Source organism: Sporosarcina ureae (assembly GCF_002109325.1).
In the GTDB taxonomy this organism is placed as follows: domain Bacteria; phylum Bacillota; class Bacilli; order Bacillales_A; family Planococcaceae; genus Sporosarcina; species Sporosarcina ureae_C.
Map to the genome: position 1 here is coordinate 1561813 of NZ_CP015348.1, position 23888 is coordinate 1585700.

General features: G+C 42.1%; 22 protein-coding genes. 4 read left to right on the forward strand and 18 right to left on the reverse strand.

Features of this window, described 5'->3' with window-relative positions; all coding sequences use genetic code 11:
- Positions 1 to 13 precede the first annotated feature (13 nt).
- The 4 genes from SporoP32a_RS07795 to SporoP32a_RS07810 are packed head-to-tail and all read right to left on the reverse strand — an operon-like array spanning position 14 to position 4649.
- Positions 14 to 1498 carry a Na+/H+ antiporter subunit D gene (locus SporoP32a_RS07795; RefSeq protein WP_085427381.1) on the reverse strand — a complete coding sequence of 495 codons (1485 nt, stop codon included), beginning with the start codon at positions 1496 to 1498 and terminating at the stop codon, positions 14 to 16.
- On the reverse strand, positions 1491 to 1823 hold the full coding sequence (locus SporoP32a_RS07800; protein ID WP_085427382.1) for a Na(+)/H(+) antiporter subunit C: 333 nt from the start codon (positions 1821 to 1823) through the stop codon (positions 1491 to 1493). Before SporoP32a_RS07800 ends, SporoP32a_RS07795 begins: the two co-directional genes overlap by 8 nt.
- Positions 1823 to 2248 carry a Na(+)/H(+) antiporter subunit B gene (locus tag SporoP32a_RS07805; protein ID WP_085427383.1) on the reverse strand — a complete coding sequence of 142 codons (426 nt, stop codon included), beginning with the start codon at positions 2246 to 2248 and terminating at the stop codon, positions 1823 to 1825. Before SporoP32a_RS07805 ends, SporoP32a_RS07800 begins: the two co-directional genes overlap by 1 nt.
- A complete protein-coding gene (locus SporoP32a_RS07810) occupies positions 2235 to 4649 on the reverse strand; it encodes a Na+/H+ antiporter subunit A (protein ID WP_198166244.1) in 2415 nt (804 codons plus the stop codon). The genes SporoP32a_RS07805 and SporoP32a_RS07810 overlap by 14 nt, the downstream gene beginning before the upstream one ends.
- Before the next feature lie 287 nt (positions 4650 to 4936).
- On the opposite strand from SporoP32a_RS07810, the gene SporoP32a_RS07815 reads away from it, so the two are divergent.
- Entirely contained in the window at positions 4937 to 5611 is a 675-nt protein-coding gene (locus SporoP32a_RS07815; RefSeq protein ID WP_085427384.1) for an adenine nucleotide alpha hydrolase family protein, read from the forward strand.
- 697 nt (positions 5612 to 6308) lie between these two features.
- Here the strand turns inward: SporoP32a_RS07815 and murB are convergent.
- On the reverse strand, positions 6309 to 7229 hold the full coding sequence (murB, locus tag SporoP32a_RS07825) for a UDP-N-acetylmuramate dehydrogenase (RefSeq protein WP_085427386.1): 921 nt from the start codon (positions 7227 to 7229) through the stop codon (positions 6309 to 6311).
- 166 nt (positions 7230 to 7395) lie between these two features.
- Between murB and SporoP32a_RS07830 the strand changes: the two genes are divergently transcribed.
- A complete protein-coding gene (locus SporoP32a_RS07830; RefSeq protein WP_158232614.1) occupies positions 7396 to 7935 on the forward strand; it encodes a YceI family protein in 540 nt (179 codons plus the stop codon).
- Positions 7936 to 8113: 178 nt separating this feature from the next.
- Here the strand turns inward: SporoP32a_RS07830 and SporoP32a_RS07835 are convergent, their stop codons facing one another.
- Positions 8114 to 8824, reverse strand: coding sequence for a DsbA family oxidoreductase (locus SporoP32a_RS07835; RefSeq protein ID WP_085427388.1), 711 nt, complete (start codon positions 8822 to 8824; stop codon positions 8114 to 8116).
- Between the two features lie 99 nt (positions 8825 to 8923).
- Here SporoP32a_RS07835 and SporoP32a_RS07840 point away from each other — a divergent pair, with 99 nt between their 5' ends.
- Positions 8924 to 10303, forward strand: a complete 1380-nt coding sequence (locus tag SporoP32a_RS07840) for an FAD-dependent oxidoreductase (RefSeq protein WP_085427389.1) — start codon at positions 8924 to 8926, stop codon at positions 10301 to 10303.
- A gap of 50 nt (positions 10304 to 10353) precedes the next feature.
- Here the strand turns inward: SporoP32a_RS07840 and SporoP32a_RS07845 are convergent, their stop codons facing one another.
- Positions 10354 to 11280, reverse strand: coding sequence for a manganese-dependent inorganic pyrophosphatase (locus SporoP32a_RS07845; RefSeq protein ID WP_085427390.1), 927 nt, complete (start codon positions 11278 to 11280; stop codon positions 10354 to 10356).
- Between the two features lie 44 nt (positions 11281 to 11324).
- Complete coding sequence (locus tag SporoP32a_RS07850; RefSeq protein WP_085427391.1) at positions 11325 to 11780, reverse strand: RrF2 family transcriptional regulator; 456 nt, start codon at positions 11778 to 11780, stop codon at positions 11325 to 11327.
- 214 nt (positions 11781 to 11994) lie between these two features.
- On the opposite strand from SporoP32a_RS07850, the gene hmpA reads away from it, so the two are divergent.
- Positions 11995 to 13182: an NO-inducible flavohemoprotein gene (gene hmpA, locus SporoP32a_RS07855; protein WP_085427392.1), complete on the forward strand. Its 1188-nt coding sequence runs from the start codon at positions 11995 to 11997 to the stop codon at positions 13180 to 13182.
- 40 nt (positions 13183 to 13222) lie between these two features.
- Here the strand turns inward: hmpA and SporoP32a_RS07860 are convergent, their stop codons facing one another.
- The 10 genes from SporoP32a_RS07860 to SporoP32a_RS07905 all read right to left on the reverse strand — a co-directional run bounded on the left by SporoP32a_RS07860 (position 13223) and on the right by SporoP32a_RS07905 (position 23764).
- Positions 13223 to 14272: a YkvI family membrane protein gene (locus SporoP32a_RS07860; protein ID WP_085427393.1), complete on the reverse strand. Its 1050-nt coding sequence runs from the start codon at positions 14270 to 14272 to the stop codon at positions 13223 to 13225.
- Positions 14273 to 14323: 51 nt separating this feature from the next.
- On the reverse strand, positions 14324 to 14920 hold the full coding sequence (locus SporoP32a_RS07865) for a DNA-3-methyladenine glycosylase (RefSeq protein ID WP_085427394.1): 597 nt from the start codon (positions 14918 to 14920) through the stop codon (positions 14324 to 14326).
- A gap of 21 nt (positions 14921 to 14941) precedes the next feature.
- A complete protein-coding gene (locus SporoP32a_RS07870) occupies positions 14942 to 16678 on the reverse strand; it encodes an ABC transporter ATP-binding protein (protein ID WP_085427395.1) in 1737 nt (578 codons plus the stop codon).
- Between the two features lie 20 nt (positions 16679 to 16698).
- Positions 16699 to 17361: a uracil-DNA glycosylase gene (locus SporoP32a_RS07875; protein ID WP_085427396.1), complete on the reverse strand. Its 663-nt coding sequence runs from the start codon at positions 17359 to 17361 to the stop codon at positions 16699 to 16701.
- 108 nt (positions 17362 to 17469) lie between these two features.
- Positions 17470 to 18612, reverse strand: coding sequence for an MFS transporter (locus SporoP32a_RS07880; RefSeq protein WP_198166268.1), 1143 nt, complete (start codon positions 18610 to 18612; stop codon positions 17470 to 17472).
- Between the two features lie 411 nt (positions 18613 to 19023).
- Positions 19024 to 19986, reverse strand: a complete 963-nt coding sequence (locus tag SporoP32a_RS07885; protein ID WP_085427398.1) for a siderophore ABC transporter substrate-binding protein — start codon at positions 19984 to 19986, stop codon at positions 19024 to 19026.
- 32 nt (positions 19987 to 20018) lie between these two features.
- Entirely contained in the window at positions 20019 to 20780 is a 762-nt protein-coding gene (locus tag SporoP32a_RS07890; protein WP_085427399.1) for an iron ABC transporter ATP-binding protein, read from the reverse strand.
- The gene (locus SporoP32a_RS07895) at positions 20777 to 21727 is read right to left on the reverse strand and encodes an iron chelate uptake ABC transporter family permease subunit (protein ID WP_085427400.1); all 951 of its coding nucleotides are present in this window, start codon (positions 21725 to 21727) and stop codon (positions 20777 to 20779) included. The genes SporoP32a_RS07890 and SporoP32a_RS07895 overlap by 4 nt, the downstream gene beginning before the upstream one ends.
- The gene (locus SporoP32a_RS07900) at positions 21720 to 22670 is read right to left on the reverse strand and encodes an ABC transporter permease (protein ID WP_085427401.1); all 951 of its coding nucleotides are present in this window, start codon (positions 22668 to 22670) and stop codon (positions 21720 to 21722) included. Before SporoP32a_RS07900 ends, SporoP32a_RS07895 begins: the two co-directional genes overlap by 8 nt.
- Before the next feature lie 230 nt (positions 22671 to 22900).
- A complete protein-coding gene (locus SporoP32a_RS07905) occupies positions 22901 to 23764 on the reverse strand; it encodes a DUF6612 family protein (protein WP_085427402.1) in 864 nt (287 codons plus the stop codon).
- Between the last annotated feature and the right edge of the window lie 124 nt (positions 23765 to 23888).

A 23888-nucleotide genomic window follows, 5' to 3' on the forward strand; every position in this document is an offset into this window, starting at 1 on the left:
CCATTTCTCCCTTCTATTTTAAATCGTCGCCCAGAACGGCACGAATATATTTTTCGGGATTGGCCAGCGTATCGGCTGCGTCTTGTATATAAGGTGCTATTAACTCTGCACCGATACCTAATCCCACTACTAGTACCGCAAGTAATACTAGCGGTAACCCCATCTTCTTCTCAAATGGCTTCTGATCATCTTCGCTGATCGTCGTTTCTCCCCAAAAGCTGTTGAGGAAAACACGCAGCAATGAATATAGCACACCAATACTCGACAAAAATGCTACAACCAGCAGTACATACGATCCCTTTTCAATTGCACCCAAGCCTATATATACTTTTCCAATAAAACCGCTTAGGGGTGGAATGCCTGCAATGGCAAGCATCGTCATGAAAAACAACCAGCCGGCAAGCGGATAGTTCCGGATCAATCCACTGATCTCATGAAACTTCGTACGACCTGTTAAATACACGACTGTGCCTGCCAATAAAAACAGCAATGCTTTACTTACCATGTCATGGACTAAATAATAACTTGCTCCCTGAAATGCTGTGTACGTACCAATCGCCAAACCTGTCAGCACAAAGCCAACGGAAATGATCACGTTATATGAAACGATCTGACGTACATCTGTATAAGCAATGGCTCCGAGACAGCCCGCCACCATCGTTACGACCGCCAGCACACCAATGATTGTATAAATTAATGGATCATGTATGAATATTAACGTGAACATCCTGTATAGCGCGTAAATCCCGACTTTCGTTAATAATGCGCCGAACAGAGCAGCAACCGCTGTAGGTGGTGCGGAATAGGAACCAGGCAACCAGAAATACATTAACAAACCCGCTTTTAAACTAAAGACAATCAAGAAAATGATCGCAATTAAGGTTAGCAGCGGTCCTTGTCCCGTTTCCGCCACGCGGACTGCGACATGGGCCATGTTTAACGTACCAAGAGCACCGTATAAATACGCAATACCCAGCAAGAAAAACCAAGATGCCAATACATTGATCAAGACATATGTAATACCTTCCTTCAATTGCATCTTGCGTCCACCAAGAGTTAGCAATACATAGGAAGCTAGTAACATTACTTCAAAACAAACAAAGAGGTTAAATAAATCTCCAGTCAAAAACGAACCGTTGACACCCGCGACCAAAAACAGGAAGAACGGGTAGAAAAACATGGTCTCTGTCTCTACTCCTGTCGAAGCGAATGAATACAGTAAAATAATACTTGAAACAACGCATGTGGTAAGTACTAGCAACATAGCGAATGAATCGCCCACAAACAAAATACCATGTGGTGGTAGCCAGCCTCCAAAATCTAGTCGCATAATGCCGTGCAGATGAATTTGCTGCAGACAATACGCAGCGATCCCAGCAGAAGCAATTATCGTTAGAATACTCAGCACACGTTGCAAACGGATATAGGGGCGTAAGAACACTAAAATCACACCTATCAAAATAGGCAGAATCATAGGCAATACTAATAAATTATTCATCTTGTCGTCCTCGCAATCCAGGTCCCCGGTTAGACTCCTGATACAAACGGTAAGATAATACGAGCAAAAATGCCGTCACCGCAAAGCTGATAACAATCGCCGTTAAAATAAGCGCTTGTGGTAAGGCATCCGTATATTCAGCCGCATTTTCTGTCAGCAAGGGCACATCCCCTTTTTTCAAACCGCCCATCGTCAGTAATAATAAGTTAATGGCATGCGATAGGATTGCGGTCCCTAAAATGATTCGCAACATCTCTTTTGACAGAAGTAAATAGACGCCTACAGTCACCAGCACTCCAACCAGAAGGGTAATTAATGTCTCCATTACTCCACGTCCTCACTGATTCCTAAAATAATGGTCACGACGACACCGAGCACAGTCAACGCGACGCCCGCTTCGAAAATCGTCATCGTTCCAAGTTCCGTCTCACCGAAAACCGGTAAATCCACTAGCCACGTTGTCTGGGTCAGGAAAGGCTCGCCGAACACTATCGACAACATCCCCGTCCCTACCGCCAGCAACACACCAAGTGCCGCCACTCGCTTAAAATCAAACGGTGTTCCGCGGTGAACGGTTTCTATGTCATAAACCAAGTACAATAATACAAACGCCGAAGAGAGTACAAGTCCGCCAATAAAGCCACCACCTGGACTATTGTGTCCCGCTAAAAACAGCTCCACGCCAAACGTCAAGATGATGAAGAAAACAATCTTCGTGACTGTTTGTAAGATCACATCATTTTTCTTCAGAGTGATCCGCTCCCTTCTTGCGACGCAGTTTGACTAATGAGTAAACGCCAAGACCTGCGATGAACAATACCAATACCTCAAGCATCGTATCGAACGCACGGAAGTCCCCAAGTATCGTGTTGACCACGTTTAGACCGCCAGCAATCCTTGATGCCGTTTCATAATAAACTGAGATAGATGGATAGATGGAATGACCTTGCACGAGTAGAGCAACCACTGTGACGGCTATTCCCGAAGCGATCGCGATCAATCCATTACGCACTCGCATGGAAATCGATTTATGTTCAGGCTTCCACTCCGGTAAGTAATAGAAGCAGAGCAAGAACAACACTGTCGTGACCGTCTCGACAACTATTTGCGTCAATGCCAAGTCTGGTGCGCGGAATACGACAAATAGAATCGCAATCGAATAGCCCAATACACCATTAAGAACAATAGCAGCAATCCTTGATTTCGCATACAAAATCGCCACACTTGAGCACATCATGACGAAGATAATAATACCTTCATTGATCTCAATTGGGGCATCATTCGAAAAGTCGAAAATGAATTGTTGAAAACCTAGTAACCCTACTCCGACAAGTGCAATGAAAACTAACATGATGTAAGCAACATAGTCACGTACCGATCCAGTCATGTAGGCTTTCGTCACAACAGAAGCGATTCGTTCAGTGCGAATTAAAAACGCATTATAAAAGCGGTCGAGTGTCCATTGTAAAAAGCCTAATCTGTAAATACCTTTCCAGTAACGCAAGAAACGATACAGTAAGATTCCGGCGACAATCAAACCAATCGTCATAAAGATTGGCACCCCCCATCCATGCCACACATGAATTTCAGGTACTAGACCGGTCATTCCTTCAAATTTTGGATACACGGCATTCATTGCGGGCCCTAAAATATACGTACCGAGCAGATTCGGGAAGAAAAATATCAGTACGACTAGACTCCCAAGAACTATCGGTGAAATCAGCATTTGAATCGGTGCTTCATGTGCTGGTCGCTGTCCCGACATCGGTGGCGGTACTTTGCCGAAAAACGTCTGAAACACAATAATCATACAATAAATGAAAGTGAATATACTTCCGATCCATGCAACGATCGGGAACAACAACACCATCGAATCCATCGTCAACAGATTCGCATCTTTCAATGACAGCATGGCTTCAAAAAAGAGTTCCTTACTTAAGAAGCCGTTAAATGGTGGAAGGCCCGCCATGGAAAAACTACCGATCAGTGCGATGGTAAACGTGATCGGCATAATAGTAGCTAATCCACCGAGCCGTTTAATATTACGTGTACCTAGCTGATGATCTAAAATACCGACGACCATAAATAAAGCGCCTTTAAAGGTAGAATGATTGATTAAATGAAATAATGCAGCGAACGTCGCAGCAGTAAATAATGCAATTTGCGCACTCTCAGAAGATGCGAATGCCAGTGAACCGATGCCTAACAAACTCATGATCATTCCGAGCTGACTCACTGTAGAGAACGCGAGTAGAGCTTTTAGATCCGTTTGCTTCACTGCATTTACAGACCCCCATAGCATCGTCAATAATCCTACACATGACACAACATAGAACCATGTCGCATCACCTGCGAAAATTGGTGTGAAACGTGCCACTAAATAAATTCCTGCTTTAACCATCGTCGCGGAGTGTAGATACGCGCTGACGGGCGTAGGTGCTTCCATTGCATCAGGCAACCAAATATGGAATGGAAACTGTGCAGACTTAGTGAACGCACCGAGCAAAACAAGTAGCATAGCAGGGATGAATAACGAATCCGCTGCAATCACTTCCCGCATAGCGATTAATTCCTGCAAATTAAATGTCCCTGTGATCGTATAGAGCATTAAAAATCCAACTAACATGAAGACACCGCCCGTGACGGTAATGAGCATGGATTTCTTCGCTCCGTATCTGGATTGTTTTCGGTGATACCAAAATGCAATCAATAGAAAGGAGGAAATACTCGTTAATTCCCAAAATACGTAAAGAACGATCAAGTTATCAGATAAAACGACTCCCAACATAGCGCCCATGAAAAGCAGTAAATATGTATAGAAACGCCCGATCGCTTCTCGCTCTGAAAGATAATAAATGGAATACAACACAACTAAACTTCCAATACCCGTAATCAATAAAGCAAAAATCATACTCAATCCATCTAAATGAGTGGAAAAATGTACACCCGCAGAAGGTATCCAAGGGAATGTATATAAATAAGAAGCTCCATTTGAAAGCGATGGAACTAGGCGGAGTAATAAAATGAATAAGAAGAGCGGAATTGTAATCACGAACCAACCAATCCGTCGACCTGTCAGGAATTTATGTATAAATGGCACTAAACATGCTGCGATAAATGGTAAGAAAATTGCTAGCAAGACAGTTATCAATCTAACACCTCCAAAAAATATTTTTTTATATAATACTGAGGGACTCTTGACTGAACCCTATACGTTATGCATAATGGGACTCTAAGTATAGAATATATTCTCTACTGAAAAGTATACACTACTTTATCAAAAACCGCATAGGAAGCGCGGTCAGCATACTGTAAGGCCAAGTTCGTAATCCCGTCTCTGGGATGAGGTTCTCTGGCGGAATTGCAGCGGAAAGCATTCCCCTAATATGTGAACCGAATACACGTAGTTTATAGAATTCAAAGAGGTGAAGAGTCATTATGGGCAAAATGAAAAGCCGTATGGACGAGAGCATTCTCGTTTGTGTGTATTACGGTCCAAATGGTGAACGTCTCATTAACAGAGGATATAAAATTGCTGCAATCATGGACTGTCCACTCTATATCCTGACCGTCGACCCTGCTCCACTAGATGATTTCGATGTGGAGAAGTCAGAGTATGTAGACCGTTGGAAAGAACTTGCGGAAGAGTTGGATGTAGAAGCGTTCATTATTCGCGATGATGAGAAGCGCCCTACTGCAAAAGTCATCAAAGAAGTGGCTCACCAGTACGGTATTACACAGATTATTATCGGACAGACTGCACAAAGTCGCTGGGAAGAAATCACAAAAGGTTCATTCATGAACGTTCTGTTGAGAGAAATTCCATTTGTGGACTTTCATGTCGTGTCGGTTGATCGTGCGATTAAGGTTGAGACGGAAGGGACGTTTGAAAAGGGAGTACGTGCCTATCTGGTTCCAGATGGCGATAACTTCCGCATAAACTTCACGCTTTCGAAACATGCGCAGTACGAGGGAATTTTCTTTAAGGAGATCGGTACGGATTTCAATAACGGTCTTTTTAAGTTCATGCAGAATAATAAGATCTGCCAGGTACAGATAGAAGATGACCAGGTGATCGACTCAAGCAAGATCCAGTGCAAGATACAGAATTAATATCACTTGAGATGTCCCAGGATGGGGCATCTCTTTTTTGTGTAGGGTTAGAGTCAAATGCAAAGGTCTTGGAATGGGGTTCTATAGAAGTGAGTGAGTTTGTGAGTGGTTCGGGATGGAAGCTCCAGTTGGGGGACGCTTTCCCATGGGCTCTCGGCGAGCCAACCAGGTCGCAGGCTCCCTTTTGGTTGTCTCTCCTTTCGAGCTGATCCTGCGGGAAGAGCCGTAACGAAGAACGGCTTTTGCGAGTAAAAGCGCAGCGTTAGGAGCACATCTTTGCACTTCGCCCCCAACTTCCGCTTCCATCCTACGTTGATAGTGTGGTTACTTAGATTACTCACTGTAAGAAGTGTTTGAATTATTGTTTTGTCTTAACTTATTTAAGTTCAAGTATTGAAGTATAATATCGATTACAAGCCTAACTTCAATGTACAACGAAAAATATTATCTACTCACACTGCAAGGGATTGGAGCGAGAGCCGTAGCGAAGGACGGCTTTTGAGAGTAAAAACGTAGCGTTAGGAGCACATCTTTGCACCAGGGGGTAATTCACCGCGTCCGCTCCGAAGCGCAAACCCCCTACGCTATCACATCGCCAGCCTATCCGCAGCACTTTTCCTACCAATTCCAAACGTAAAAAAGCTGTCCAAATAAGTCATTAAAGCCCTGACATTTTGGACAGCACGTGCACCTCTTATTATTCCGGAAGCTCTTCCCCGACGATCTTCACTTCCATCTCTAGATCAATCCCGAAATTCTTCTTCACTTCCGCTTTCACCATCTCAATCGTACGAATATAATCTGACGCCGTAGCATCCTTCTTGTTCACGATGAATCCCGCATGCTTAGTAGACACTTCCGCTCCACCAAACCCTTTACCTTGCAATCCACTATCCTGGATCAACTTTCCGGCGAAGTAGCCCGGTGGTCGTTTAAACACACTACCCGCTGAAGGATATTCGAGAGGTTGCTTCGACTCACGCTGGAACGTTAAGTCCGCCACCGCAGAATCGATATCGTCTTGCTCACCTTGAGCTAGTGCGAATTCTGCTGATAGAACATAATAGCCTTCTGTAGTAATGATACTTTTACGATACCCTAGTTCCAACTCGTCTTTTGAAAGCACAAAAATCTTTCCTGTGCTATCCATTACAGTTGCTTGAAGAATGATGTCTTTGATTTCCCCACCATATGCACCTGCGTTCATTGCCATGGCACCACCGATTGACCCTGGTATTCCACATGCAAACTCAAGACCCGTTAAGCAGGCTTTTGCTGCTTCTCTAGAGGCTTCAATTATGTCAGCACCAGCTTCCGCTATCATTCTATTACCTTCAATCTTTATATGATTAAAGTTCGCCATATACATGACAATTCCTCGTACACCGCCATCACGAACGACCATATTCGAACCGTTCCCCAGCAATAAAATCGGTATATTGTGATCGTAAGCATAGCTAACAACCGCTTGCACTTCTTCTATTGTGCCAGGCGCGGCAACGACATCCGCTTTACCGCCTAGGCGTGTTTTCGTATATTTGTTTAGTGGTTCATCAAGTAACAACCAACCGCTTTGTATTTTCTTTTGAAGTTCTTCAAACCATCGATGTTTTGACACCTACATCAAGTCCTTTCAGTATACGTGTCTCCAATTTTACGGAAACAATCTTATCCATCTATTAGTATGCTTGCAATCGGCCTTTTTGACAAGGTATTTCATTTTGACTTTTGATGTTATTTCAATTACAGTTTAGCTAACTAAATATCCATAAGGAGGAGTGAAAGTGAATAGATGGAAAGTAGATCGCATAGCGTCCGCTGTCGGCTTTTCAGTTCCACATATGATGGTATCCACTGTAACGGGAACGTTTGAAGAGTTTTCAGGTGAATTACAAGGGAATATAGCAGATCTAACAAAGAGCAAGATTAGTTTTCAAGTAATTGTCCCTTCCATCCAGACCAAGAATAGAGACCGTGATCTACATTTATGCTCGGAAGACTTTTTTGATGCACAAATCTTTCCACAAATGACTTTCACTTCTCGCTCCATTTATAACGACATAGACGGCAAGTATCAAATGTCGGGCGATCTCACTGTTAAAAACACCACGAAGCGAGCAGTATTCTGTATCACTCCCAAAGAAGTCACCATATTCGGCGCCACTTATCTTGTCGAGGGTGAAATCAAAAGAAAAGACTTCGGTTTAATGTGGAATCGCGCAATCGAAGCTGGTGGTGTCATGGTCGGCGATGTAATTGATATTCGAATGACGATTGTAGTTTCTAAAGATGAAGAAAATATAAAACAGCAGCAACCTGAATAGGTCACTGCCTTAAAAGCTTGAAGACAACTCGAGAGTTTTTCTGAGTATATCTTCAAGCTTTTCTTTCATTATAGTGTGGATTCACTGCCTTAGGACAAGGTGCTAGTTAATCGTAAATGAAATGCGTCCACCAAGAGTGTAAACTATACCCTTTTAGCTCTTCTGTCTTCCAAGAAGGTTAGATATCACAAGAATCGTCGTCACATTGACCGCCGTTATCAGTGCCTAGTACTTGTAACGTTGGTTTCGTAATGCCTTCTTCTTCCGCAATCTTTTCTAACGCTTCGACAAATGCTTCTGTGGGCTGTGCACCGCTTATAGCATACTTCCTATTAATAACAAAGAACGGTACGCCTTTAACTCCAACTTCCTGCGCTTCGTCAATATCGCGTTTCACTTCGTTAGAGAAGTCATTACTATGAAGCATCGCCTTGGTTTTCTCTGCATCCAATCCAGCTTCCGTCGCGATCGCTACGAGTACTTGCTCCGTATCGATGCTCTCCCCTTCCACGAAGTAACTATGCATTAGCTGCTCTGTTACTTCCTTCTCGAGTCCGTGTTTTTCTGCGAATTTCGCAAGGCGATGTGCATCAAATGTATTGGATGTTTTCATTTTATCCACTTGATACTGAAGATCCACTGTTTTTGCTTGCTCTTCGATATTCTTCATCATATTTTCTGCTTCTTGTTTACTAACATTAAATTTAATAGCTAATCCATCCAATAATGATTGGCCAGAATCAATTGGTGTACTTGGATCCAATTGATACGCCTTGAATATGACCTCCGCTTTTTCGTCAAGTCCAGACTGTTTCAAGGCATGTTCCAAACGTCTTTTACCAATATAGCAAAATGGACAAACATAATCTGACCATACTTCAATTTTCATTTTTTTGCCCCACCTTTCTATCTTCTATTTTAGATTCAAGTAAAGTTGGCAACAATGTTAATGCTTACGTTATGTAAATTTATAGAATGAGGTGTCCAAATGAATGAATCATTATGGCTTGCTACTGCTTATCCGAAGTCTAGTTATCCAACAGTAGAAGATGATTTAACATGTGAAGTGTTGATCATCGGAGGTGGTTTAAGTGGAATAGCGAATGCTTACTTTTTAGCTAAACAAGGAAAAGATGTGGTGTTGCTAGAGAAGAACAGCTTGCTGCACGGTGCAACAGGAAATTCTACAGGTAAATTAACCGCCCAACACGATTTGGTGTATGCGGATATGATTGAACAGTTTGATGTAGATAGTGCTAAACAATATTTCAATGTAAATGAACAAGCTCTTGATTTCGCACGATCCATTTCTGAAGCGGACCAATTGCAAGTTGCCCATTCAGCACTTTATTCTCAATCGGCTGAGGGTACAGAACGATTACTTGCGGAAAAAAAGGCTTACGAAGCGATCGGAATTCCATTTGTTCTTGCAGGAAGCGCATCCTACTTGCCATTTGAAACTGCTCATACATTACTAGTCGAAGACGAAGCACAAATACATCCCGTTCGTTTCGGGCAACAATTAGCGCAACTTGCTGTGAAAGAAGGCGCACGAATATTTGAACATGCACAAGTCGCTGCTTTAGATACCGATCGTCATTTCGTCAAGCTCTCTTCATCTAAAATAGTCGGTTACCGTCAGCTTGTCATCTGCTCTCATTATCCTATTGAAGCTCTAGAAGGGATGCAAATTCTCAAACTGGATGTGGAGCGATCCTATATCGCTGCGGCAAAGACCGAAACACCATTTGACCATCAATATATATCAGTGGACGAGCCGAAACGCTCCATACGAACCGCTACGATTGATGATCAATCCTATTTATTGCTATGTGCGCAATCACATCCTGCCGGTTCAGAAAAAGAAACACAGTTACATTATGATAGCTTGACCGAGGATATAAAAACGACTTTGGGACATCCTGATATTGTCTACAAATGGTCGGCACAGGATCCGTCTACACCTGATTTAGTACCTTATGCAGGAGCCATTTCAACTTCTTCTCCAGACGTTTATATTAGTACGGGCTATCGGAAATGGGGACTATCCAACTCTTTGGCGTGTGCAGAAATCATCTCGGATGCAATTGTCGGACGATCGAATGCCGCAAGTGAATTGTTTTCTCCAGGCAGAACAGATTTTGGTTCATTATTCAATCGCGCTTTATTATTAGGTGGCCGTACAGTAAAAGAATTTGCCGGTGGACATATCGCTCGAACCGACTCTCCAATCTGTACGCATATGGGTTGCCGCACTCGCTGGAATAAAGGAGATCAAACATGGGACTGTCCTTGTCACGGTTCCCGGTTCCGTGCAGATGGAACCGTATTAGAAGGGCCAGCCACCCAGCCTCTCGATTTAGGATAAAAAAACTGTCACAGAAATCGTTTTACCGATTCTCTGTGACAGTTTACTAATTATGAAAGTGCTTCAGTCAATACAGGAACAATTTGTTTCTTGCGTGAAACGATTCCTCTCAACAATGCAGAATTATTATTGAAATCTACATTAAACGCAGATCCTGCACGTTCCGCTTCTTTTCCAAGCGCAATGATAACCGAGTCACTATTAATGATGTCAGTCACAACAAATAGGAATAAATCCAATCCCTTTTGTTCGATCACTTCATTTAATACAACTTCTAGTTCATCTTGGCGCCCAAGGATATCTTGCAAGTCCACTGCGTTTACTTGTGCGATTTCCATTTTCACATCGCCGAAAATAAATTCTTTCGCATCTAAGTTAGCCAATTCTCTTACAGGCACTGAACTCAAGTCCGCCCCTGCTTTTAACATGTCTAAACCATACACAGCCGCATCTACTTCTGCAATAGCGGCAAGCTCTTCAGCTGCTGCCTGGTCTTGCGGTGTGAACGTTGGTGATTTGAACAGCAATGAATCCGACACGATTGCGGATAGCATTAAACCAGCAATATTTTTCGGTATTTCAACGCCATGTTCTTTGAATAATTTATTCAAAATCGTTGCTGTACAGCCTACTGGTTCCGCACGGTAATATAGCGGATCATTTGTCTGGAAGTTCGCAATACGGTGATGGTCGATCACTTCCAACACTTGTACATCATCCAAGTCATCCACACTTTGCTGCTTTTCATTGTGGTCGACTAAGATGACTTGGGATGTTTCAGTTGCCGCTTTTTCAATTAGACGTGGGGCTTCAAAGCCGAAAGTTTCAAGAGCGTATGCTGTTTCTTTCGTGATATTCCCTAGACGTACAGCTTCCGCATCCACACCAATTTGTTGTTTGAGATATGCATACGTAATCGCAGATGCGATAGAATCCGTATCCGGGTTTTTATGTCCAATAACCAAAACTTTTGACATTTTTTAATTCCTCCTATTTCACTATGTTTACTAACTATATTCTATCACACTAATTCTGATTGACTAGTGGGAAATAGTAAAGATTGTATTTCATCTTTATTATGAAGGAAGTCTGCAATCGTATAACGGTCGAGTACGGCAAAATAAGCTTGGAGTGCTTCATATAACACACCCCGCAACTGGCAGGCCTGAGACAACACGCACATGTTTTTATTTGGATCAAAACATTCGACTAAATGAAAGTCGTCTTCTGTTTTACGAACTAATTCTCCTACATTGATACTAATCGGTTCTACACTGAGACGGATTCCGCCACCACGACCGCGAATAGTTTCGATCAGTTCCAGCTTCCCTAATTCATGGACTATTTTGGTGAGGTGATTTTTTGAGATCTGATAAGCATCCGATATTTCTTGAACAGTGGATAATTCACCCGGTTTCTTAGTAGCTAAAAAAATCAGAACACGCAGCGAATAATCTGTATACATTGTCAAACGCATAATATCACCACTTTCTGCTCTCCCTTCATTATAGCATTTCCGATTGGAAAATCATCGATTTACGCTGGTGGTTATAAGTGGAAGCGTGGCTACTTTTTGAATAGAATGTGACAACCTTCACATTTTCTTTTTAAACATGTATTTAACATATAGCTTTTAAAACATAAATGATTTATGATAGAGATATCAAATACGGAGAGGTTGTGCATTATAAATGTTAGATCAAAAAACTATCGACGTTATCAAATCCACAGTACCAGTACTAGAGGAACACGGAACAGCTATTACTACAGCGTTTTACAAAAATATGTTTGTGGCTCATCCCGAATTACTAGATATATTCAACCATGCTAATCAGTCTCAAGGACGTCAGCAGACAGCTCTTGCAAACACAGTATACGCAGCAGCGCAACATATCGATAACCTAGAAGCAATTCTACCGGTTGTTGTACAAATCGCTCACAAGCACGTATCACTTGGAATCTTGCCGGAACATTATCCAATTGTCGGAGAGTATCTATTAAAAGCCATTAAAGAAGTACTTGGCGATGCAGCGACTCCTGAAATTATGGATGCATGGGAAGCCGCTTACGGTGTAATCGCTGGCGCATTCATCGGTGTAGAAAAAGATATGTACGAGAATACAAAAAAAGCTGACGGTGGATGGGAATTATTTAAAGACTTCGAAATCGTCGACAAAGTAGAAGAAAGTGATGTCATTACTTCATTTTACTTAAAGCCTGTTGACGGTAAAAAACTACCATACTATTTACCAGGACAATACATTACAATCCGCATGGAAATCCCAGGCGCGAAAAACATTGTTAACCGTCAATATAGTTTGTCTCAAAAATCAAATGATGAGACTTTCCGTATCTCGGTTAAACGTGAAGATACATTATCACCAAACGGCGTAGTATCTTGCTACTTGCATGAAAATGCAAGCGTTGGCGACATTGTTGAAGTCAGTGCACCAGCAGGTGATTTCTTCTTGGATCCAACAGGTACAGCACCTGTTACATTAATCAGTGGCGGTGTAGGTATTACACCTATGAAAGCTATGTATTCAACGATTGCAGACTTGTCTCCTGAACGTGAAGTAGCATTCTTGCATTCTGCACGTACACGCAGCCAACAAGCATTTGCGAATAAACTAGAGCAATTAAATGCAAAATTGCCAAACTCTACGTACAAAGCTCTTTATTCAGAAGAGGGAGACGGCATGTTCACTCGTAAGTTCCTTGAAGAAAACGTCATTGCAGGCAGTGATGTCTATGTATGTGGACCTACTGGCTTCATGGAGTTCGTTCTTCAGCAGCTTTATGCAATGGGTGTACCAGAAGAGAAAATCCACTTCGAGTTCTTCGGTCCAGCTGTAGCACTTCAATTACAATCAGTATAAGCACAAAATACCCTCGTGAATCAATTCACGAGGGTATTTTTTATATTTTATTCGGCATACGGAATGAAGCCATGATGAGTGCTGCTACTAAAAACAAACCCAAATAGCCAACAACTGGATATAGCGTACTGACCAATTTAGTAAATCCAAAGAAGCTAAGTACATAGCCAATTACTAGTGATAATGCTACAAACACTTTAAACTTTAGCGTGCCACTTTTGATGAACCGAGCACCAAATGCATAGAACATGCTAACTGCTGTATTGAATATCATGCCGTACAAAATACATGCCATGAAAATAGCAAAGATCGGTGAAATATTATTAATAACCGCAAGCATCGGCAATTCTGCCCCTGCTACGCTCTCTACTTGCGAGAAGATCGCCAAGTGACTTAACAGAATTAAAATACCCAATCCCAAGCCACCTGCAAATCCTCCCCATGCTGCTGTTTTTTCATTTTTCTCCGCACTCCCCATGACAATCGCCATCGGTGCACCTAGCGCAATATTAAACGATACATAATTAATTGCAGATATAAACCAGTTAGGCAATGTTGTGGGCAAGGCTTTTGCAATAGGGTCAAGAACAGCGAACGTTGTATCCATCGTGACGATACTATAAACAGATACAGCGACTACCGCAATAATTAAAAACGGCGTGACACTGCCGATTATCGCAACTACCTTATCTACGTTTAATAATACCGTCAAGAACACTAATACTATCATTAGTAAACTACCTACATACGTCGGCAAGCCGAATTGCTGGTGTAAATTGGCGCCTGCACCTGCAAGCATCACCACTCCAACGCCAAATAGCGTGAAGATAATAATGCCATCCACGATGACGCCTAGATAACGTCCGCTGATTTTGTAGATTACGTCTTTATGCGATGGTGTCTGCATTCTACTTCCAAGACGCGTTAATGTCATTCCTAAATACGCGAACAGGGCCGTACAAATTACTGCGCCAATCATGCCTAAATAGCCGAAGCTCGTAAAATACGTCATGATTTCATTGCCAGAAGCAAATCCTGCTCCTACAACGATTCCAATAAAAGCACTGCCCATTTTTAATAATTTCTTCATGATTTCCCCTATTCTTCTCTGTAGCTAGATACATCTAAAATGTTCGTTAGCCTATTTTCTATATTTCGAGACGAACGGATTGTCTTTTTCGTAAAAACGCCAAGGATAATGTACAGCTTCTCCTGTATTCCCAATCCCTACTCGTGGCCCGGCTTCTATCTCGCCTTGAGGTAAGCCCTCTGCGATATAGAGAGGCTTTTGCGTCCAATGATGCCCATAGTATGACATCGTCACTCCAAGCGCCTTGGAAAGCTTGCCTGGCCCATTCGTAAGATCCGTCACTTTCTTAATGTGTATGCCGCGCCTTGCCTGCATATGACTTACTCCCTCTATCGGCTCACCCGCACGTAATAAGACCGCATGAGGTGTACCTTCTTGTGCGCTCACGACATTCATCAGTACATGGGTGTGCATCTGATATGTATAGACGGATCCCGGCTCTCCGAACATCACTTCCGTACGTTTCGTTCTACGGTTACCGTAACTATGTGCAGCACGGTCTTCGGCCCCATGATACGCTTCTGTTTCCACAATCCTGACTACTGATAGTCCTTCGGGTTGTTCATGGACAATATATTGGCCGACTAAATTGCGAGCAAGCTCTAAGACAGGAGCATCAAAGAACGATGGATCTATCGGTTCATACATACTATCTTCTCCTTTCACTTCTTATGCCAAGCCTTGTCCTGTTGCGAATTCACGATAGAGATCATGTGTATTTAATAGTTCTGTGTGATTTCCTCTACCGGTGATCTGGCCATTCTCTAAAAATAATAGTTGATCTGCATGCAGCACCGTTGCTAACCGATGCGCAATAATGAGAGTCGTCCTACCGTACATTAAATGACGTAGCGCTTCTTGAACATGCGTTTCCGAACCACTATCTAAATTTGATGTCGCTTCATCCAATAATAAAATCTTAGGATTATGCAGTAACGCACGTGCAATCGCAATTCTCTGGCGCTGCCCCCCAGAGAGCTTCATGCCACGCTCCCCTACCATCGTATCGAATTGATCAGGCATATCTTTTATGAAAGTATAAGCATTGGCAGCTTTTGCAGCTTCAATAACTTGTTCAATAGGTGGTCTTTCTTCAAGACCATATGCAATATTGTCGAGAATGGTTCCGCTGAGTAACGGGCTTTCTTGTGAGACGTAGCCTATGCGCTTTCGCCAATCAGATAAAGGAATAGTATCGATCGGATTTTCTCCAACTCGTATTTCCCCAGATGTAGGTTGATAAAATCTTTCTACCAGTGAAAAGATCGTCGTCTTCCCGCCACCACTTGGTCCGACAAATGCCGTTACAGTGCCTGGCTCAGCTTTGAATGAAATTCCGTTCACTACGTTCTTTCCCTCTTCATATGAAAAATGAACATTTGAAAACGTAATGGCTTCTTCTGCTTTCGTTATACTGTTACCTTCTGCAGACTCTGAATCCATTCGCAAAATCCCTTGAATTCGCTCCGTTGCACCTACTGCTTTTTGGAATGAAGTGAAAAACTGAGCCATTTGTGCAAATGGTACGATAATCTGAAATAACAAGAATATAATTGCGACGAGCGTTCCGGCCGATAATGCGCCTTTTGCGACTTGGGCTCCACCGTATCCAAGAATCACTACTAGGATACCCATCATAGTCAACATCATAATAGGCGAAATTACTGCTTGGATTTTCGCTTCTTTCAACCCATATCGAAACAAAGACTGAATGGCGATTTTTCCCTTTTCACCTTCAGCAGGTTCTGCGCGATACGCTTTCACTAAACGTATATCTCCAAGCACACGTCCGAGATGCCCGGAAAACTTCGCCATTTCAGCTTGTGTTGCTTTTGCAACTTTATGCATTAACCGCCCAAGCGGATACAGAATCGCCATACTGATGGGTATACTGACTAACATAATAACTGTCATTTTCCAATCCAGTACCAATAGAATAATGACCGCTCCGATAATGGAGATCATACCCGAAATGAACGATACCAGATGCTCCGAGACAAGGGATTTTAATACAGTGGTATCTTGTGTGATGCGGCTCATCGTTTCTCCCGTTTCATTTTGATCAAAGTACGGTACAGGCAACCGGAGTACCTTTTGCCATAATTGATTGCGCAAGTCCGCAACTACCGTCTCACCTATGTAGGCAAGCATGTAGTAGGAAAATCCACCGGCAATTGCTTGCACTACAAATAAGACGAGCAAGAAGATACCCGTTTTCCAATTTAGTAATTCACTTGTGAAAGAGTCCACTAAATCTTTAGTAATTAACGGTACAGCCAGTCCTGCAGCTGTTTCAACTAGAGAAAGTATCAATGCGAAGACCGTCACGGCTATTGGCCAATGTAACATTTTAACTAAACTCATAAAGTTTTTAATGGATCCTTTTGGTTTTGCTTGAGCACTCATGATGTACCCTCTTTTCTACCTTATTCAAATGGATGTTGCGTAAGCCCTTGAAGATACTCACCGATACGCTGCCAATCGGCTTCAAGTTCGGGTCTAAGAGATGGGCGATAAAATACGGATGCTGGATGGAATGTCGGTAATATCGTGTAGGATTCATCCGTTAAACTATATTGTTTATCTTCTAATGCCGCCAAATATTGAACAGGTTGCGTAAGAACTTGTCCATGCAAGGCTGTGACCTTCGCATGTTTTCCAAGCAATCGCTGTAAACCAATATTACCAAGTGTCACAATGAGCTTAGGTTGAAGATTTGCTACTTCAAAATCAAGTACAAGCGCATGGGCCAGTTGCTCTTTTTGTGTCGGTGGACGATTATATTTACGTTCCGTTAACGTTCCATCTCGTTCTTTCTTCGTCCCCCATTTATAAGGTCTACTTCGGAATGAACTAGTCATATAAACATCTTCACGCGTTAAACCAATGGATGAAAGTGACTTCATCAGCTCATCACCTGCACGTCCAACGAACGGAACACCATGTATCGCTTCATGTTCCCCTGGCGCCTCTCCGATCAATAAGAGTGTAGGTGATTTCGGACCTTCTCCACGGACAAAGCCTTCTACCGGAAATCCTTCGCTACGTTCTAAAGCTATACGCACCATTTCATCTGGTATGCGAAACATCGTATCCACTCCTTTCTGTAATTATAAAGGTTTCTGCGTAGAATCAAAAATGTTAGCCATTGAAAAAGCCGCTCCCATTTATGTTAAATGGAAACGGCTTACTTTATACTATGTCAATTCGGTTTGTTTCGTTTCTGTTCCAAGGAATATCACAGCTAGCACTCCTACCATAATAGCTGCACAAAAAATGCCAAAGATGATTCCGAACCCATAGCCTGCTGCTAACAACGAGCCTACAAGAAGCGGTCCGAAAATGCCTCCCACGCGCCCAATAGCAGCAGCGACTCCAGACCCCGTAGCTCGAATAGCTGTAGGATATTGTTCCGGAGAATAAGCATAGAGTGCTCCCCACGCTCCTAGGTTGAAGAAGGATAGAAATGCACCAGCTAGCATCAATGTAGTCAATGTCTCCGCATTACCGAAAGCAAGCGCACTGATTGCCGTTCCAAATAAATAAGTAGCCAGAACAAATTTACGTCCCATGCGCTCGATTAGCCATGCGGCACTGAAATAACCAGGAAGCTGTGCCAATGTCATGAGTAATACATAGCCAAAGCTTTTGATCAGACTGAAACCTTTGATCACCATGACACTCGGTAACCACAGGAACATACCGTAATATGAGAAGACAACAGCAAACCAAACGATCCACAACATAATCGTTCGTCTCCTGAATGCCGGAGCAAGTAATTGTTTAAGTTTATGACCTGTCGTTTCTGTCGTTTTACCTTCTTCTTCAAACTTTTTGGAATCCGGTAAATTTCGGCGTAGATAAATTGCATAGAAAGCAGGCAAAGCCGTGATGATCAATGCGACACGCCAACCGAATGCAGGAATTACAAAATATGCGATCAACGCAGCAATAAGCCAACCAGCCGCCCAAAAACTTTCCAACAGAACGACTACCCGCCCACGCTCTTTTGCCGAAACACTTTCTGACACAAGCGTCGATGCGACTGGGAGTTCCCCACCCAATCCTGCTCCGACTAAGAAACGCAATGCCAAGAATGCCCACAGAGTCGTCGTCAGTGCGGATAAGCCACTCGCTACGGAAAACAACACCAACGTCAGCATGAATACATGTTTTCGTCCAATCCGATCGGCTAATAAACCGAAGCCAAATGCTCCGATGGCCATACCGATAGAGTTCACACTGCCGATCCATCCCATCTCTGTTGAAGTTAGATTCCATTCAACAGCGAGCGCAGCAATGATGAAGGATAAAATTCCGACATCCATCGCATCGAACATCCATCCCGTACCCGCGATGCCTAATAATTTATTCCTTGAAATCTCTTTCTTCTTCACCTGTCTTCTACCTTTCCATTATGTAATCTTTAGGTGTCTTTACATGTGTCATTATAACACTTTGCCTATGTATTTGACTAGTGTTTTTGAGGTGCTGCTTGGTGGGATGGGATTGGGATTGGGGTTGGGGTTGAGGTTGAAATTGGGGCTATGAGCATTTATGTGGGCCTATAGAGCGGTTGCGAAGACCGATAGAGCACTCGCAGCGTCGCTATGAGCGCTTGAGAATCCCAATAGAGCACTCACGGAGTCCGATAGAGCGTTCAAGCCAGTTCATTGAGCACGCTACATCTATTTACCAACACAAAAATGAAAAAACCCGGAAGACTAAGTCTCCCGGGTTTACCTTCATTCTTATAGTCCAGCTTCTACTTCTTTGATCATTTCTTTGATTGATTGAAGTCCGCCACCAGATAGGTACCAGTATTCACCATTCAAATAAACCATTTTTTCGTTCTTGAATGCATTTGTTTTCTTCACTAGGTCATTTTCAACCGAATCTTTTGCTGTTGCACCGTTACCAATTGCTGCGTCGCGGTCGATCACGAAAAGAATATCTGGGTTTGTTTCTAAGATATATTCAAACGTAATATTTTGTCCATGTGTAGAAACTTCAATTTTGTCATCAGCCGGTTCAAAACCGAATACGTCGTGAACTAGTCCGAAACGTGAGCTTGGACCGTATGCACTTACTTTTCCTTCAGTTGCCAAGACGATCAATGCTTTGCTGTCGATTCCTTCAGTTTTAGCTTTGATTTCTTCGATGCTTGCATCTACATTTGCTAATTCAGTATTCATTTCATCTTCTTTATCGAAGATTGTAGCAATTTTACCCATGTTCTCTTTGAAAGATTCCATATAGTTAGATGTATCAACGCCCAAGTAGATAGTTGGTGCGATTTCAGACAACTGGTCATACAAATCTGCTTGACGAGCAGAGATCAGAATTACATCAGGCTTCATTTCATTGATTGCTTCAAAGTCAGGCTCTTTCAAACTACCAAGGTTTTCATACTTTTCATCTTCATACTTAGATAGGTAACCAGGTACGTTTGATTGTGGAAGACCTGCTACCTCTACTCCAAGCTCATCTAATGTATCCAAAGTTCCAAAGTCGAATACTACAACTTTTTCAGGGTTTTTCTCAAGTGTTGTTTCGCCAAGTTCATGTTCAATTGTTACTTCCGTACTTTCTTCAGCTGGCTTATCTTCAGGTGTTGCGTTGTCTGCAGGTTTTTCTTCTTCTTTTGCACCGCCACAAGCAGCTAGTGCAAGCATTAAGATTAGTGCAAATAGGGAGAGTGTAAGTTTTTTCATCTGAATTATAGTCCTCACTTTTCAATTTGATTTTACGAGTTAAAGTAGACGCAAATACGGCAATTCTTCATTTGTTGAATCGGAATCTCCATATCATAGATCTCACGCAATGACTCTGATGTAATAATATCGTTGGTTAAACCGTCCTTGACGACTTTACCATTCTTTAATGCAACGATACGGTCTGAATAGACGGACGCAAAGTTAATGTCATGCAAGACGATAACCACTGTTTTTCCTAAATCATCAACAAGCTGACGCAAGATTTTCATAATCTGTACAGAATGTTTCATATCCAAGTTATTTAGCGGCTCATCCAGTAAAATATAATCCGTATCTTGTGCAATCGTCATCGCAATGAAAGCTCGTTGACGCTGTCCACCGGATAATTCATCCAAATAAGCTTCTTGCATGTCGATCAAGCCCATATATTCAAGCGCCTGATCAACCATCCGCTCATCTTCATCTTGCAAACGGCCCTTACAGTGCGGGAAACGGCCGAATGCGACGAGTTCACGGATTGTCAACTTAACGTTCATGAAGTTGGATTGCTTTAATATCGCAACGCGCTTAGCAAAGTCATTGGATTTCATTTCTTTTACTTTATGTTTATCAAGCAATACTTCGCCCGTGTCGGCATCCATTAATCGACTTACCATTGAAAGAAGAGTAGATTTACCAGCCCCGTTTGGTCCAATGAATGATGTGATTTTTCCACGATGTATATTTACACTGACCTTTTCGACGACTGCTTTTTTGCCATAAAATTTCGTTAGCTCACGAACTTGAATCATGAGGATCGACTCTCCTTTAATAATAAGTAAATAAAGTACATGCCACCGACAAAGTTAATGATCACACTCAGTGTGGTCGAGAAAGAGAAGATGCGTTCGACGATCCACTGACCGCCGACTAATGCAATGATACTCATCAACGCAGCACCCATGATTAAGATTGAATGCTTAAATGTTTTAAAGAATTGATACGACAAATTGGCGACGATTAATCCGAAGAATGTAATCGGTCCTACGAGTGCCGTGGATACCGCAATTAACACGGCGGACAGGATCAGCATCAGTTTGACGACTTTCTGATACGGCACACCGAGGTTTATCGCTGTATCGCGACCCAATGATAAGACATCAAGCTCATTGATATAGCGCCAACCGATAATCAGCGTGATGACCAGTATGGCAAATGCCCACCAGACGAGATCCCCATTAATATTGTTAAAACTCGCAAACATCTTATCTTGCACGCGCAAGAATTCATTCGGGTCAATCATCACTTGCAGGAATGTAGAAATACTTCCAAAGAATGTACCGACTATAATACCGACCAACAACAAGAAGTAGATTGGACGGTTTCCTCTGCCAAATAAAAAGTGATAGAGCAGCAAAGCGAACAATACCATCGCTCCAACCGATAGCATGAAGTTGAATTGCTGATTAATCAGTACGAATGATGTCGATCCGAAAAAGAATATTAGGACGGTTTGCAACAGGATATACAATGAATCCAATCCCATAATACTCGGTGTCAGGATACGGTTATGCGTAATCGTCTGAAAAATGACGGTGGAATATGCCACGGCGACACCTGTCAAAACCATCGCGACTACTTTAATGGCTCTTCTAGGAAGCGCATAGTCATAACTACCGTTCAAGTCATGGAATAAATATAATCCACAAAACACCAATGAAAATGCTAGTAAAATTAGTAACTTCGTTCTGTTACGCATAAGCTTTCCCCCTAAACAACAAGAACAGGAAGATTGCGCTTCCGATGACACCGACCATTAAACTAATCGAGATCTCATACGGGAATATAATAACCCTGCCCAGAATGTCACAGATAAGAAGGAAAACCGCGCCTAGTAATGCGGTATGTGGCAACGTCTTTTGTAGATGATCTCCTTTAAAGATGGAGACGATGTTCGGGATGATTAATCCTAAGAAAGGAATCAGTCCCACTGTCAATACTACAGTTGTCGTAATCAATGCGACTAGGACTAATCCAATATTGACTATACTCTTGTAAGCTAGTCCTAAGTTCTTGGCAAAATCTTCTCCCATTCCCGCCACTGTAAATCGATTCGCATATAAATATGTAATGATTAACACAGGAATACTGATGTATAAAAGCTCATAACGGCCTTTCATGATCATGGAAAAGTCTCCTTGAAGCCAAGCAGACATGTTCTGAATCACGTTAGCTTTAAATGCAAAGAATGTGGTAATGGAAGATAAGATGCTACCGAACATCAATCCAACAAGCGGAATGAATATCGCATCTTTAAATTTAATACGGTCAAGGATTTGCATGAACAAGAATGTACCAAGTAAGGCAAATGTGAATGAGACCGCCATTTTTTCAAGTAGTGTTGCGTTAGTAAATATCAACATAGATACTAAGATTCCAAGCTTGGTCGCGTCTAATGTGCCTGCCGTAGTTGGGGAAACGAATTTATTTCGGCTAAGTTGTTGCATGATTAAACCGGCAATACTCATTCCGGCACCTGCAAGCAGTATCGCGACTAATCGTGGAACTCGACTAATTAAGAAAATCTCTGTTTCTTCTGAGCGCCAGTCTAATAGGTCCGCTGGTGTGATTCGGCTTGCGCCAACAAACAGCGAAACGAATGATAGAAGTATAACCGCTATAATTAAGTAACGTTTCTTCATGAAGAACCTCGATATCGAATATTTGAGCTTTTATCACTTAAATGAAAATGATTATCATTCGCTCATGAACAACATTAACGCGTTTAGCATATGATGTCAACCGCTAACTGAAAATCATTATCAATACTTTTTGTAGAACCCAAACAATGAGACTTCAATACTATGTTTTGTTCCATAAATTGCTTTAAGCAGTAAAAAAACGTTTTCCGTGTAATACGGAAAACGTTTTTTTATTGCTGATTCATCATATCACTCATATCTACTGCACTTTCAAGTATTTCCTTAGGCACTTTGATTTCTTCAATTTCATTGATTTTTGTCATAGTCCCTTTAATGTTTTGTGTAATTTTAGCTTGTTCCCCTTGCTGTTCCAGAACCATAATCATATCCATATCAAAGTCTTTCGTAAAGAATGTCTTTTTATCGAGTGTGATTTTCATATCCACTTTTTCCACTTTCATATCTGATTCTTCTAATAAGGATTCATCTGCTCCCGCTGGCATGTTTTGTTTCATCATATCATTCATAAGCGTCGTGAATTTTTCACCGGAGCCTTTCAATGTTAGTACATATTCATCATTCGTCTGTTCGAATGTAAAATCATCTGCATATTCCTGATACATAGAGAAATCTACTGGTGATTCTTGCGCACCCGCAATTTGTCCCGTTATTTGTTCGTACATATCATCTTCGAACTTCATCCAACTCCCCGATTGTGGGTCTTTCATGAAGAAACCGTCTTCTGTAATGAACTGCTCTACAGCCACTTCTTCACCCTCTAATTGCGTATTGACCGTTTGATGCATAGCCAATGGTTCTAAGATCATGTCCATACTAATTGTTGAGTCAACATCATGCGTATCTTCTCCCATTTGAATCTTCTGCTTAATTTCCATGTCGGAATGCAGACTATGTTGAGTTTCTGAAGCAGCATTTGCCTTTTCCATTACTTCACCGGCTGTTAGTTCACTTTTTACGACTACTTCTTCTTTTTCACCTGTCATTGGATCTTCTTTCGGCTCAGCTGTTTGACCACAAGCACTCAATACAAACGCTAGCGTTCCTGCTGTTAAAATCGTTGTCCACTTTTTCATAGAATTCATCGCTCCTTTTATATACTGTTCTTAAGTAGTTGTACGGTTGACCAAAGAAAAGGGTTCATAGTGCGACCAATATTTACCGATTTGTATCCTTTCTCCCAAATGAATAAGTGAAATT